Below are 13,929 nucleotides of genomic sequence, written 5' to 3'. Positions count from 1 at the left end.
GCCTCAGGCTCAGCCTGGATCCGGGCTCAGCTGCGTTTCGAGACGGGTACGACGAACCGGCTGTACACGAGATCGCGCAGCACGTCGTCCCCGCCCTCGACGATCGAGACGAAGCGAACGTCGCGTAGCAGCTTCCCGACGGCCGAGTCGTGGGTGTACCCGATGCCCCCCAACATCTCGCTGGCCTGCGCGACCAACTGGAACCCGACCTGTCCGCAGAACATCTTCGTGGTGATCGCCGACTTCAAGCAGCCGAGCCGCATGAAGTCGCCGGCTGGATCGTCGCCGGCGCAGATGGCGTCGTACTCGCGGGCGGCGGCGAGGCACTGGGTGGCCATCACGTCGATCTGCATCTCGAACTGTCCGAGCCGGCTCGCGAACACGGCGTTGGTCGCGAGCGGCGCGCCCTTGACCTGCTTGGTGCGGGCGTAGTCGAGGCACAGGTCACGAGCACGACGGGCGATGCCGAGTGCGGTCGCGGCGATCAGGATCCGGCTCGCGTTCAGACCGACCTCGAGCAGCCGTAGGCCGCTGCCGCGCAGGGCGTGGTCGGCCGGCACCCGACACCCGGACAGAGCCACCTGATAGGTGGCCGAGGAGCGTAGGCCGATCACGTCCCAGCGCTTCTCGACGACCAGGCCCGGTGTCTCGCGCGGCACGAGCAGGGCGACGTAGCCGGCCGGCTCGTCAGGCGCGCGGGCGATGACGACCACGAAGTCCGCGAAGGCGGTGTTGGTCGAGAACGCCTTGTCGCCGCTGACCACCCACTCGCCCCCCTCGCGGCGGGCGGTGCAGGAAATCCGCGCCAGCTCACTGCCGGCCTCGTGCTCGCTGCCGAGGGTCGAGGCGGCGCCGTGCTCGCGGGCCAGGCGCCCCAGATATCGCTCACGCACCTCGGGCTCGGCGTACCACTGCACCATGCTCGTCGTCAGGATCGGGATGAACAGCGTGAACGCGGAGCCGGCGTCGGCGTGAGCGATCTCCGCCACGATCCGCACGCCGTCCTCCAGGCTGTGGCCGGGACCTCCGACATCCTTGGGGAGCCACCAGTTCGCGAGTCCTGTCTCGCTGAAGCGTCGGTGTACGTCGAGAGGGGCCTCGGGTAGCGAGTCGAGCAGCCGCTCGTGGCCGGCGAGCTCGCGACGGGCGTAGTCGCGCGCCTCCTTGACGTGGTCAGGCTGCACCATCGGTCGCACCTCCGGGGTCGTCAGACACGGCGAGCAGTGAGTCGATCAACGCGCCGAGCTCGCGGACGGTGGGGCACTCGAGCAGCCCCGTGACCGGCAGCTGGGCCTCGAATGCGGCCCGGATCCGGTGAGTGAGGTCCATGGCTATCAGCGAATGGCCGCCGAGGTCGAAGAAGTTGTCCAGGGCCCCGACCGGGGAGATGGCCAGCGCTCCTGACCAGAGCTCGGCGAGTCGACTCTCCGTACCGGCGGCAGGTTCCTCGAAGGGCGTGCTGAGCGCAGGGCGGGGATGGCGCTCGACGTCGTGCACGTCCTCGTCGCCGTGGAGGTCGGACACCACCCACTGCTCGACGCGAGGATCGAGCGGACCTGTGGAGATCACCAGCCGCGCCACGTCGCGGCCGGCCTCGAGGGTTCGCTCGAAGGTGTCGGCAGCCTCGGCCGGCGTCATCGCGAAGTCGGTGATGCTGGCGCTGTGGCCACTGACCCGATCGGGGTCGACGTTCCAGGTGTCCCAGTCGACGCTGACCCAGCGGCCCGCGCCGTGCTGCCGGGCAGTGAGGGCGTAGGCGTCGAGAGCGGCGTTGGCGGCGGCGTACACGCCGAGCGTCATGCCCCCGAGAACCCCGGCCAGTGACGAGAACGCGAGACGTCGGTCGGGTGCCTCCTCGCCGAGCACGGACTGGAGGACGTGGAAGCCGTCGACCTTCGCTTCGAAGTGGGCCCGCACGGAGGCGGGGTCGACCTGGTGAGTGAACTGGAAGTGGCGGCCGTCTTGGACGCCGGCGGCGTGGACCACCACGTCGAGCCCGCCGAACCGCTCTCGCGCCACGTCCACGACGCGCTGCATCGCGTCGTGGTCGGCGACGTCGGCGGTCATCGCGACGACATCGATCCCCTCCGCCTCGAGCGCGAGCACGGTGCGGACGTGCCGGACGGCGCGAGGGTCGGCGTCCGCCTCGCCGAGCAGCCGGTCCCAGTCGGCGCGTGGTGGCAGCGGTGTGCGGGCGGTGAGCACCAGGCGACAGCCGTGGCGTCGCGCGAGGTGACGGGCCAGCACGACCCCGACGTCTCCGAGTCCACCGGTGATGAGCACTCGGTCCCGCGGCTGGACGGGCACCGAGCGCACGCCGGCTTCTACGGCGTCCGGCTCCGGCACCGGGTGGTGCTGGTAGGCGCGTGTCCAGGCGTCCTCCCCTCGGATGGCGACCGGGCCGCGGTGCGGGCTCACGAGGCTGCCGAGAATCAGGTCGATCTCGGCCGCGGACGGGGCGTCGCCACGTGTCGCCACGTCGACGTGACGGGCCAGGACCCGCGGATTCTCCTGGGCCACGCTGGGGGCGAGCGCGGCCAGGGTGGCGTGCTCGGGGTGACGCAGGTCGCCGCCACTGAGGTGCACGGCACCCGAGGTGAGGAGCGCGACCTGGGTACGCGGAGCTCCGGCGGCGGTGTCGACGAGCGCGGTGGCCAGGGCAAGTGCCGACAGGAAGCCGCTCTCCTGGCGAGTGTGGAAGTCGGCGGGGCCGGCGTCCTCGCGATCGGCCAGGCTGAATCCATGGACCACCGCTCGGGGCGGTTGGGGCATCGACCGCAGCACGGCCGTGAGGTCGCCGGCGTCGGCCACCCGGACCTCGGCGTCGTGCCCCTTCGCAACGGTCGCGGGCGCGTCGGGAGCCGGGCGAGCCACCGTCACCTCGGCGCCGGCGTGGCGCAGCCGGGTGGCGAGGCCGTCGCCCAGGTCGTCGGCGCTGAGCACCAGCCAGGGTCCTGCCTCGCGAAGGCGCGTGTCGAGGTCGTCGAGGCGCACCGGCTCCTGTCGCCAGGTCGGCAGGTAGGTCCACTGGCTGCGGTCGAACGTCTTCCCCTCGCGCTGCACCGCAGTCGGCGAGTCGACCGGCTCGACCCAGTGCCGGCGCCGCTGGAAGGGATAGGTCGGGAGCTCGACGCGACGGCCCTCGCCCGCGTGGACCCGCGTCCAGTCGGCGGCGACTCCGGTGATCCAGAGCTCGGCGAGCCGCGTCTGCAGCCACGAGGCGACGTCGAGGCCGTCGGGGTGCAATGACAGGGGCAGCGGTGCATGAGTCGAGTCGCTGACGACGTCGACCGAGGCGGACACGCCGCGGTCGGTGAGCCAGGCCGCGAGCAGTCCGGCAACCTGGGCCGCGTCGACGTCCGCGGGAGCATCCACGCCCGGGGCGCTGAGCGCACCTGCGAGCTGGGCCAGCCAGGCTGTCGGCTGGGGGCTCGGGGTGATGACGACGGTCGGGTTGCGCCGCACCGCGGTGCCGCCCAACCACCGGGACGGGTCGTCAAGGGCGGCGACGGCGTCGTCGACGGTGGAACAGACTACCGCGCGACGCAGCGCGAAGCCGCCGCGCGAGACCTGCTGGGTGAAGGCGACGTCCGCGAGGTCGAGGTGGGGGGACGCGGCGAGGTGCGCGCGTAGCCGCTGGGTCGCCTCGTCGAGCGCCACCTCGTCCTGCGCCGACAGCACGAGCAGGTGCGGACCGGGGCGGCCGGTTCGTGCCGGTGGCGGTGGGGCCTCCTCGAGCACGACGTGCGCGTTGGTCCCGCCGAGGCCGAACGAGCTGACTCCGGCGCGACGAGGATCCGGCCCCTCCGGCCACGCGCGATCGGCGGTGAGCACCTCGAAGCGGTCCTCGGCTCCCACGAGGGCCGGGTTGGGGCTGCGGTAGTTCGGGGTGCCCGGGAGCACCCGGTGCTTGAGGTTCAGCGAGGCGCGGATGAGGCCGGCCACGCCCGAAGCCCGGTCGAGGTGTCCGATCGATGGCTTCAGCGTCCCGAGGACGCACGGTTCGTCACGGGCCGTGCCGAAGACCCGGTTGAGGGCGGCGATCTCGATGGAGTCGCCCAGCGAGGTGCCGGTGGCGTGGCACTCGACGTAGCCCACGGTCTCGGGCTTGACTCCGGCGACGCCGAGGGCCTGCTCGATCACCTCGCTCTCGCCGTCGACTCCGGGCGCGGTGTATCCGACTCGGGCACGACCGTCGTTGTTGACCGCGGAGCCGAGGACGAGGGCGTGGATGACGTCACCGTCCGCGATCGCCTCCTCGGCGCGCTTGAGCGTGACGACCCCGACACCGCTGCCCATCACGGTGCCGTTGGCGCGGGCATCGAAGCTGCGGACGACCCCGTCGGGCGACAGGATGCCGCCCTCGGCGTAGAGGTATCCGCTGGGCTGCGGCAGCGGCACGAAGGCGCCGCCGGCCAGCGCCAGGTCGCACTCGTAGGTGAGCAGGCTCTGGCAGGCCAGGTGCACGGCGACCAGCGACGTCGAGCAGAACGTCTGGATGCCGAGGGCCGGCCCGCGCAACCCCAGCTTGTAGGAGACCAGGGATGCGAGGGAGTCCCGTTCGTTGCCGACCGCCATCTGCAGGGCGACGCCGGGCTCACCGGCCAGGTGGGTCAGGTTCTTGGCGATGTAGTCGGGAAAGCCGCACCCCGCGAACACCCCCACCTGCCCTGGCGCGTCGGTCGGGCAGTGCCCCGAGCTCTCCAGCGCCTCCCACGAGCACTCCAGGAACATCCGGTGCTGCGGGTCCATCAGGGCGGCCTCGCGCGGATTGATGCCGAACAGGGCGGCATCGAAGAGGTCGGGGTTGGCGACGGCTCCCGACCAGCGGACGTAGTGGGGGTCGGCGAGCTGCGACGGGCTGGCCCCTGCGTCGAGCAGGGACTGGTCGTCGAGCTCGCGCAGCCCCGGCTGCCCAGCGCACAGGTGCTGCCAGAACTCGGCGACGCCGTCGGACCCGGGGAAGCGCCCCGACATCCCGACGATGGCGACCGCGGAGGCGTAGGGCGACTCGGTGTCAGGGGTGAGGGTCATGCGGTCCTCCTCGCGCGCAGCGAGCTGCGTCGCATCTCGACTCGGGACTGGTGGGCCAGCGGTGCGGCTATGGGCGGCTCGACGGCACCCTCGACGGCACCGCCGTCGGGGCCCGGCGTCGAGACGGCGAATCCGGGGTCGGGCACGGTGTCGCGGTTGGCGGCCGCATCGGCAGGCCCGGTGAGCGCCGCTCGGGCGAGCTCGGCGACCGTGGGTGCCTGGTAGAGCAGGTGAGGCGGAAGGTAGGCCAGGTCGAGCGCGGCTCGGACTGCGGCGATGATCTCCATGCCCACCAGTGAGTTGCCTCCCAGGTCGAAGAAGTTGTCGTAGGCGCCGACCTGCTCGAGTCCGAGCGCGTCCGCCCAGACCTCGGCCACGGCACGCTCGGCGTCGCTCTCCGGTGCGACGAACGCGGTGGCGAGGTCGGGCCGCGGATGCCGGCCGAGCTGACCGCGCACCTTGCGCACCATCTCCTGGTGGCTGGCCACCGACGACTCGCGGCTCATCGCCACCAGCGTCGGGAAGTCCTGGGTGGAGACGACGACGTGGCGCTCGCCCGTGGCCAGCACGCGTTGCAGTACCTGCCAGCCCTCGTCGAAGTCGATCCCGAAGGTTGCGCGGTAGCGCTCCAGGTAGGTCCGGGAGCCTTCGTCGTAGCGCTCGAGACCGGCCGTCCACCCGTTCCAGGTCCATTCGCCCCACCCGATCGAGACGACGTGGGTCGCGCCGAGCCGGTCGCTGACGGCGTAGGCGTCCAGGACGGTGTTGGCCGCGCAGTAGTCCACCTGCCCGGCGCCACCGCCGGTGGCCGAGGTGGTGGACGAGAAGAGGACCACGAAGTCGAGGTCGCGACCCGCCGTCGCCTCGGCGATCGCGCGGGCTCCTCCCATCTTCGGGGCCAGGACCTGCGCCATGTCGGCGTCCGACTTGAACTGCATCAGTCCGACGGCCGGCACGCCGGCGCAGTGCAGGACGCCGTCGACCCGCCCGAAGCGGGCGGTCGCCGCGTCCAGCGCGGCCCGCACGTCGTCGGTGCTGGACACGTCCCCGGCGATGGTGACCAGCCCGTGGCCGAGGGCGTCGATTCGTCGCAGCCCCTCGACCCGGCGTCGCACCTCGTCGGTCGTCGCGGGGTCGTCGAGGATCGCCGTCCATGCTGCGCGGGGCGGCGCCGCGGTACGCCCGAGCAGCACGACCTGGGCGGCGTGGTCGGAGGCGATCCGCTCGGCCATGGCCAGTCCGATTCCGCCGAGGCCACCGGTGATCAGGTAGGTGCCCCCGGTACGGAAGCGGGCGACCGGGGGCGGGTCGCCGCCGGGCGGCAGCACCTGGTAGCTCGGGACCCAGCGCCGCCCTTCGCGCAACGCCACCACCTGGTCGGCGGGATCGGCGGAGATCTCGGCGCACAGCAGCCGCAGGCCGCCGGGTGAGTCGATCTCGTCGACGTCGATGAGCCGGGTACGGGTGCCGGGGTACTCGACCGGGATCAACCGTGCGGGGCCGAGCAGCGTCGCCGCCTCAGGATCGATGTGGTCGGAGGCAAGCACCCGTTGGGTGCCCGAGGTGACGATGTCGAGACGCCACTGGGCGGCGCCGAGCTCGCCGCTGGCGCGTGCGAACGCAACCAGGTGGTTCAGCCCCGTCTCGAGCCGGTCCTGTGGCCCGGTGGTCGACCCAGTGGCTGATCCGGCGGCCGCCGTGCCCAGGCCCCACAGGTGGACGACGCGGGTGGGGGTGTTGCCGGTGCTCTCGAGCTGGCGCAGCAGCACGGTGAGGTCGTCGACGACGCCGGGGCGCACGCTGAGTACCTCGGGCTGGACGTCGGTCGATGCATCGACCTGCGCGGCGGTGAGCGGCAGGTCGCCCGGGTGCACCACGACCGCACGGGCGCCCTCGTCGAGCCCGGCGCGCAGCGCGGCGACGACGTCGTCGTGCTCGCCAGGACGGGCGAAGATCAGCAGGTGCCCGGCTGACGCGCTCGGGAGTGCGGTCGTCTGTGACCAGACCGGACAGTTGATCCACTGGTCGCTGTCGAGCCGGGGCAGCGAGGTGAAGATCCCGGTCGGGTCCTGCGGGTCGAGCTCGGCGGGCTCCTCGGCCGTGAGCAGGTCGGCCTCCAGCCAGTACTCGCGGTGCTCGAAGGGATAGCCGGGCAGCGGGACGCGGCCCGGCTGCCACCCCTCGTGGAACCTGCGCCAGTCGACGTCGACCCCGACCAGCCACAGCCGCGCCACGGTCTCGGTGAGGGCGCGGTCGACGTCGTCGGGCAGGTGGGCGCCGGGCACCGTGGGCACGACCAGCGGCCACCGGTCCCGGTCGCACGAAGCGTGAGCACGTACCAGGGCTCCGAGCGACTGCCCCGGACCGATCTCGACGATCGCGTGGTCGCCGGCCAGCAGGCGCCCCAGCGCGGTGTCGAAGTCGACGGTCTCGCACATGTGCCGGGCCCAGTAGCCCGGGTCCGTGACGAGCTCGGCGTCGACGAGCTCGCCGGTGACGTTGCTGTAGTAGGGGAGCGTAGGCGCGACGGCGGTGATGTTGTCGCGCACCCACGCGGTCAGCTCGGCTGCTGCGGGGCGCAGCATGTGGGAGTGGAAGGCGTGGGTGGTGCTGAGGATCCGGCACCCGACGCCCGCCATCTGCAGCGTCCCGGCGGCGGCCGAGACGGCGTCGTCGGGGCCGGCGAGGACCAACTGGGAGCCCGTCCTCACCGCCACGTCGAGCGACGCGGTCTCGCCCAGGATCTCGGTGAGACGTGCCTCGTCCGCGGCGACGGCGAGCATCGAGCCACGGGGCAGGGCGGCGATCAGCTCGGCACGTTTCGAGACCAGGCGCAAGGCGTCGGGCAGGCTCAGCACCCCGGCCCGGCACGCAGCGACGTACTCGCCGACGCTGTAGCCGACCATGACGTCGGGGGAGACCCCGAGCCGCTCCAGATGCCGCGCCAGCGCGTGCTCGGCGACGAACACGGCGGGCTGGGCCAGATGGTCGAGCGGCCCCGGCTCCGCCGCTGGCTCGGACCCACGTCCCAGCAGGGCGGCCAGGTCGTTGCCCGCCGGTGCCGGTCGACCGGTGAACACGTCGCTCAGCTCGTCGACGCCGGCCAGGCCCAGCAGCGCGACGCACTCGTCGACGTCGGCTCGGAACTCGGGGTCGCCGGCGTAGAGGTCGCCCAGCATTCCGGCGTACTGCTCGCCGACTCCGGCGAACAAGAAGGCGACCTTGCGGCCGACCGTGGCCTCGGTTCGAGCGAATCGGCCGATGGGCGAGGTCAGGCCGTCGACCGCGCAAGCCGCGCTGTCGGCGACGACGACCCGTCGATGGTGGAAGCGGGCCCTTCCCACCTGCAGCGTGTGGGCGACGTCTCCGAGGTCGGCATCGGGCGTCAGAGTGTCACCCTGCAGGTGCGCGGCAAGGTTCTCGCAGGCGGCGTCGGCTCCCGCCTCGTAGCGAGCCGAGACGGGGAGAACCTGCCACCGGCGACGGCGCGGACCGCGAGGGACCGGCGGCGGCGCCTCGGTCACCACCGCATGGACGTTGGTGCCGCCCATGCCGAGCGAGCTGATCCCGGCGATCCGGGTCCGGCCGGCCTCGCGCGGCCACGACGTGGCCTGCGCGGTCACCCGGAAGGGGCTGCGGTCGAAGTCGATCTCGGGATTCGGCGAGACGAAGTTCCGGGTGCCGGGGATGGTCTCGTGACGCAATGACTGCACCACCTTGATGAGCCCCGTCACGCCGGACGCACGATCGAGGTGTCCGACGTTCGGCTTGACGGAGCCGAGCAGACACGGCTCGCGATCGGTCCGCCGCTGCTGCTGCCGGAACGCCGCGGTGAGAGCCGCCACCTCCATCGGATCGCCGACCTCGGTGGCGGTGCCGTGCGCCTCGACGTAGGAGACGTCGGCGGAGTCCACGCCGGCGTCGGCCAAGGCAGCCGTCACGCAGCGTCGCTGGCCCTCGATGCTCGGCGCCTGGTAGCTGAACTTCATCGCTCCGTCGTTGTTGACTGCGGAGCCCCTGATGACGGCCAGCACGTGGTCGCGGTCGGCCAGGGCACGGTCGAGTCGCTTGAGCACCACGACGGCCACGCCGTCGCCGAAGATGCTGCCGCGGGCTTGGGCGTCGAAGGTGCGCACGTGCCCGTCCGGAGATGCCTGGTTCCCCTCCTGATAGGTGTAGCCGACCCGGTCGGGAAGGCGCACCGAGACGCCGCCGGCGATGGCGAGGTCGCATTCGCCGGCCCGCAGGCTTCCCGCGGCGAGGTGCACCGCCACCAGCGAGGTCGAGCAGAACGACTGGACGGCGACGCTGGGCCCGCGCAGGTCCAGCCGGTAGGCGACACTCGTGGCCAGGGCGTCCTTGTCGTTGCCGGCCATCAGCCCATCGGTGTCGCCGCCGTCCAGGCGCATCGCGCGAGGCCGGCTGAACAGGTAGGTGCTCAGGTTGGTGCCGGCGAAGACTCCGACCTCCGGGCGGTGCTCGGAGGTGCCGTAGCCGGCCATCTCGAGGGCCGACCAGGCGCACTCGGTGAACAGCCGCTGTTGCGGGTCGGTGAAGGTGGCCTCGCGCGGGCTGAGCCCGAACAGGCCGGCGTCGAAGTTCTTCACCTCATCGAGGACCGGGCGTGAGCGCACGTAGTTCGGGTCCGTGAACACGCTCTCGCTCACGCCGGCGGCCCGCAGGTCGTCGTCGGTGAACGTGGTGAAGCACTCCTTGCCGGCCACGATGTTGGCCCAGAACGCGTCGACGTCACCGGCGCCGGGGAAGCGACCCGCCATCCCCACGATCGCGATGTCTGCTCGTTCACCGGTGGCGCCCGAGGTGGCCCCCTCATCCTCTGATCGCCGTGCCATCGCGTGTGCCTTTCGTCGTCTGGTGGAAGGGGTGGTGCTTCACAGGAGCCGGGTACGGCCCCAGCCGCGCGCCAACCGGTGGATCGCGTAGCCGCCTGCGGCCAGGCCGACGGCGATGAGGACCGCAGCGTTGCCGAGCACCTGCCGGGTGTCGCCGGCCACAGCTGCGCGGAGCATCTCCAGGGCGTAGTAGCCGGGCGAGGCGTGAGCCGCGACCTCGACCCACCCGGGCAGGATCGAAAGGGGGACCAGGGCCCCCGCCAACGACGAGAGCACCATGGCGCCGACGTCGCTGATGGCGCCGAGCTCGCTGAGACTGCGCGCGATCGTTGCGAGGGCGGCCCCGATGGCCAGGAGGGCGAAGGACCAGACGAGGATCGCGACCGCGACCAGCACGGGCGAGTCGGGCCACGGCATGCCGATCACGACGCAACCGAATGTGAGCAGGATCGTCTGCTGGAGCAGCATCAGCAGGTAGATCGGCGCCACCTTGCCAAGCAGGATCTCGGCCGAGCCGGCGCGGGTCTGCCGCAACCGGTCCCAGGTGTGCCACTGACGCTCGACCAGGATCGAGCTGCCGGCGATGCCGACGGCCAGGACCGAGAACATCACGACGAGTCCGATCACGACCTGGGTCGACCCGCCGGGCACGGCACGGATGTAGAGGGGCTTGAGGACGACCATCAAGATCATCGGGAGCACCAGGTAGCTGATGGCCTGGCCGGGATCGCGCAGCCGCAGGCGCACGTTGTGGTGGGAGATGGCCAGCACGCGATGCAGCGACTCCCGCACGGTGTTGAGCCGGGACCGGCGGATGCGATGGGTCGGGGCGACGTCATGCAACATGGCCGACCGCCAATGCCTGGTAGAGGTCGTCCAGCGTCGCGTGGTTGACGTCGACGCCGGTGACCGGACGCTCCGACGCGCTCAGCATCGTGATCAGCTCGGACGCCGGGTCGTGGGTGGTCACCCTCCGCGCGCTCCCGTCCTCGTAGTGGAGCACCACCTCGCCGGGCAGGCCGCCCACGAGCTCGTCGTAGTTGCCACGGGCGACGACGCTGCCCTGCCGGATGACCGCGATGGAGGCGTCGAGGTCGGTCAGTTCGGGAAGGTAGTGGGTCGTGTACAGGACGGCCGCACCCTCACCCGCGCGCTGCTTGATCAGGTCCAGCATGGCCTGGCGGGTGCTGAGGTCCGCGCCGGCTGTCGGCTCATCGAGCACCAGGACCGGTGGCCGGTTGAGAAGGGCCGCCGCCGCCTGGGTGCGCCGCTGCTGCCCCCCGGAGAGGACTCCGGTGCTGCGGTCGAGGATCTCGGTCAGGCCGAGCCCGAGGGCGAGGTCGTCGATCGCCGCGGACAGGGCACGTCGGCGCAGCCCCGCCAGGCGGCCGTAGAGCTCGAGGTGCTCGTGGACAGTGATCGAGGGGTAGAGAGCCAGGTTCTGCGGGGCGATGCCGACCAGGCCGCGTGCCTGCTTGGGCGGGTGACCGGTGATGAGGACGGTCCCGCTGTCGGGACGGACCAGACCGGAGATGATCTCGACCAGCGTGGTCTTGCCGGCTCCGTTGTGGCCGACCAGCCCCACGATCTCGCCGGGCTCGACCCGCAGCGTGAGCCGGTCGAGCGCGGTGACCAGGCCGTAGCGCTTGGTCACGTCCACTATGTCCAGCACGCCCTCACGTCCCATCTTGCGACCGGTCCGGCCGGTCACTCTCTGGTACCGGCCGTGTCGACCGTAGGTCTGCGCTGACGGCGCCCGCCACGCGCAGCATGTTCGTGGCCGCAACCGGTCAGTGACGTGTCGGCATGGTCGTCCCACCTGCACGGCGTCGGGTTCGAGACCGGGCTCGGTTCGGCCCCCACCCCCGCTGGTGGTCCGGTCGGCGACCCGGATCCGGATCGGAGGGGTCTGAGAGGATCGGGCGCATGGAGGCGCCATCGGTCGCGCAGATGCGGCGACGCGGACGTCGCTCGTTCTCCGCGCGGCTCCAGCGCTTCCGAGAGAAGCGCTGGCAGATCCTCCAGTGCGCTGCCGCGGCCGGCGTCGCGTGGTTCCTGGCCAGCGACGTCCTGCACCACGAGCTGCCGGTGTTCGCGCCGATCGCGGCGGTGGTGTGCCTCGGCACCTCCTACGCCCAACGGCTGCGCCGGGTGCTGGAGGTGACCGCCGGGGTGGCGGTCGGCGTCCTGCTCGGGGATCTCCTGGTGGTCTGGCTCGGGTCGGGCGGGTGGCAGATCGCGCTGATCGTGGCGCTGGCCATGACCGCGGCGGTGATGCTGGATGCGGGCGTGCTGTTCGTGATGCAGGCCGCTGTGCAGAGCCTGTTCGTCGCAGCGCTGGTCCCTGGCACCGGGGGATCGCTCACCCGGTGGACCGATGCGCTCGTCGGCGGTGCCGTGGCGCTGGTCGCGGCGAGCATCGTCCCGTCGGCGCCGCTGCGCCGTCCTCGCGAACAGGCCGGGGTGGTGCTCGCCAAGGTCGCCGAGCTGCTCCGGGGCGCCGCGAGCGTGCTGCGCGACGGCGACGTCGAGCAGGCCTTCGACCTGCTTGCCGACGCACGGTCCACCGACCACCTGGTGCGTCGCCTGGAGTCGGCGGCCGACGAGGGGATGGCGGTGGTGGCCTCCTCGCCCTTCCGGGTACGCCACCGGCCGGGGATCCGGATGGTGGCCGATCTCGTGGAACCGCTCGACCGGGCGTTGCGCACCACCCGGGTGCTGGTGCGCCAGGTGACCGTGGCCGCCTACCACCGGATCCCGGTGCCCCACGCCTACGCCCGGCTCATCGACGAGCTCGTCGACGCCGTCGACCTCTGTGTGGTCGAGTTGCGAGCCGATCGCCAGGCCCTGGCCGCCCGACCGGCCCTGCTCGCCGTCGGGGCCGGCACCGGCCAGGTAGAGCTGTCGGATGAGATGACCGCCGAGGTGATCCTGGCGCAGATCCGGGCGCTGGTCGCCGATCTGCTGATGATCACCGGGATGGAGCAGCTGGAGGCCACCGACTCGCTCCCACCGCCTCCGCGTCGCCGGGACTGACCGCCGTCAGTCCCGGCCGATGAGACGGAGCAGGGAGCCATCGGGGTCCAACAGCGCGCCGATGCGTAGGTCACCCTCCTGGCGCGGCGGGTGCAGGCGCGGGAACCCGCTGGTCGCCTCCGGCAGCCCGGCATCGAGGCACACGCGATAGAACGCGTCGACGTCGTCGAGGCGAAGGCACGAGCCGAACGAGCTGGACTCAGGGTCGAGGCCGGGGTCCGGGAAGAACTCCAGCACCAGGTCGCCGCGGGTGAGGATCAGCCAGCCGTCGTCGCGATGGGTCGCGGCGAACCCGAGGGTGCCGTAGAAGTCGATGGTGCGGTCGAAGTCGCGCGCCGGCAGGTTGGGGGTGGCGAGATCGGCCATCTCGGCAGTCTGCCATCGGCCGCGCACCCGCCACGCCCGGCGTCCGCGGCTGCTTGGCGATTCGGGCTACGTGTGATTAAAGTAAAGTATCCCACTCGGGATACATGTGGAGCCGTCGCGGCCGGTGCACCCCCGGCCGCGGCGGCTCCGGTGGGCCAGGTGGTCAAGGTGGATCCGGACGGTACCGTGGCGGCCATGGCGAAGACCGGCAGTGACGGGGCAACGACCCAGCAGGCCTCGTCGGCTCCCGCGCGGTCGACGCGGCAGCGACGTGCGGTCGAGGCCGCCCTCCACGCCAGCGACGACTTCCGCACCGCCCAGGAGATCCACGACGCGCTGCGCCGCGACGGTGAGTCGGTCGGCCTGGCCACCGTGTACCGCACGCTCCAGGCGCTCTCGGACGCCGGCGACGTCGACGTCGTCAAGACCGATGCCGGCGAGTCGGTGTACCGCAGGTGCAGCACCACCCACCACCACCACTTGGTGTGCCGCCACTGTGGGCGCACCGTCGAGATCGAGGGCCCGGCCGTCGAGCGCTGGGCCGCGGCCCAGGCCGCCGAGCACGACTACGCCGACGTGAGCCACACCATCGAGCTCTTCGGCACCTGCCCCGAGTGCCGCTGACCTCAAGCTGAGTTCA

8 protein-coding genes are annotated in these 13,929 nt (G+C 72.0%); 2 read left to right on the top strand and 6 right to left on the bottom strand.

Annotated elements, in window-relative coordinates; all coding sequences use genetic code 11:
• Positions 1-26: 26 nt before the first annotated feature.
• Genes WMR31_RS15770 through WMR31_RS15750 form a run of 5 tightly spaced genes read right to left on the bottom strand, consistent with a single transcriptional unit; the run spans position 27 to position 11,541 of the window.
• Positions 27-1,187, bottom strand: coding sequence for an acyl-CoA dehydrogenase family protein (locus WMR31_RS15770; RefSeq protein ID WP_340539818.1), 1,161 nt, complete (start codon positions 1,185-1,187; stop codon positions 27-29).
• Positions 1,174-5,034, bottom strand: a complete 3,861-nt coding sequence (locus WMR31_RS15765) for a type I polyketide synthase (protein ID WP_340539817.1) — start codon at positions 5,032-5,034, stop codon at positions 1,174-1,176. The genes WMR31_RS15770 and WMR31_RS15765 overlap by 14 nt, the downstream gene beginning before the upstream one ends.
• Positions 5,031-9,887 (bottom strand): type I polyketide synthase, encoded by a 4,857-nt coding sequence (locus WMR31_RS15760; protein ID WP_340539816.1) that lies wholly within the window; start codon positions 9,885-9,887, stop codon positions 5,031-5,033. The genes WMR31_RS15765 and WMR31_RS15760 overlap by 4 nt, the downstream gene beginning before the upstream one ends.
• A 39-nt stretch (positions 9,888-9,926) precedes the next feature.
• A complete protein-coding gene (locus WMR31_RS15755; protein WP_340539815.1) occupies positions 9,927-10,733 on the bottom strand; it encodes an ABC transporter permease in 807 nt (268 codons plus the stop codon).
• Positions 10,723-11,541: an ABC transporter ATP-binding protein gene (locus WMR31_RS15750; RefSeq protein ID WP_340539814.1), complete on the bottom strand. Its 819-nt coding sequence runs from the start codon at positions 11,539-11,541 to the stop codon at positions 10,723-10,725. The genes WMR31_RS15755 and WMR31_RS15750 overlap by 11 nt, the downstream gene beginning before the upstream one ends.
• A gap of 272 nt (positions 11,542-11,813) precedes the next feature.
• Between WMR31_RS15750 and WMR31_RS15745 the strand changes: the two genes are divergently transcribed.
• Entirely contained in the window at positions 11,814-12,923 is a 1,110-nt protein-coding gene (locus WMR31_RS15745; RefSeq protein WP_340539813.1) for an FUSC family protein, read from the top strand.
• Positions 12,924-12,929: 6 nt separating this feature from the next.
• Here WMR31_RS15745 and WMR31_RS15740 read toward each other — a convergent pair whose 3' ends face one another.
• Positions 12,930-13,289, bottom strand: coding sequence for a bleomycin resistance protein (locus WMR31_RS15740; RefSeq protein ID WP_340539812.1), 360 nt, complete (start codon positions 13,287-13,289; stop codon positions 12,930-12,932).
• Positions 13,290-13,484: 195 nt separating this feature from the next.
• Between WMR31_RS15740 and WMR31_RS15735 the strand changes: the two genes are divergently transcribed.
• Complete coding sequence (locus WMR31_RS15735) at positions 13,485-13,913, top strand: Fur family transcriptional regulator (RefSeq protein WP_340539811.1); 429 nt, start codon at positions 13,485-13,487, stop codon at positions 13,911-13,913.
• Positions 13,914-13,929 lie beyond the last annotated feature (16 nt).

This window comes from Nocardioides epinepheli, assembly GCF_037936805.1.
Lineage (GTDB): Bacteria > Actinomycetota > Actinomycetes > Propionibacteriales > Nocardioidaceae > Nocardioides.
Note: the sequence above shows the minus strand (reverse complement) of the source record. Positions and strands in the feature narration are given on the sequence as shown.

What these genes read in the sequence shown, in the direction of transcription:
- WMR31_RS15770 (WP_340539818.1), bottom strand. Translation starts at nt 1,187, where the DNA reads ATGGTGCAGCCTGACCACGTCAAGGAGGCGCGCGACTACGCCCGTCGC.
- WMR31_RS15765 (WP_340539817.1), bottom strand. Translation starts at nt 5,034, where the DNA reads ATGACCCTCACCCCTGACACCGAGTCGCCCTACGCCTCCGCGGTCGCC.
- WMR31_RS15760 (WP_340539816.1), bottom strand. Translation starts at nt 9,887, where the DNA reads ATGGCACGGCGATCAGAGGATGAGGGGGCCACCTCGGGCGCCACCGGT.
- WMR31_RS15755 (WP_340539815.1), bottom strand. Translation starts at nt 10,733, where the DNA reads ATGTTGCATGACGTCGCCCCGACCCATCGCATCCGCCGGTCCCGGCTC.
- WMR31_RS15745 (WP_340539813.1), top strand. Translation starts at nt 11,814, where the DNA reads ATGGAGGCGCCATCGGTCGCGCAGATGCGGCGACGCGGACGTCGCTCG.
- WMR31_RS15740 (WP_340539812.1), bottom strand. Translation starts at nt 13,289, where the DNA reads ATGGCCGATCTCGCCACCCCCAACCTGCCGGCGCGCGACTTCGACCGC.
- WMR31_RS15735 (WP_340539811.1), top strand. Translation starts at nt 13,485, where the DNA reads ATGGCGAAGACCGGCAGTGACGGGGCAACGACCCAGCAGGCCTCGTCG.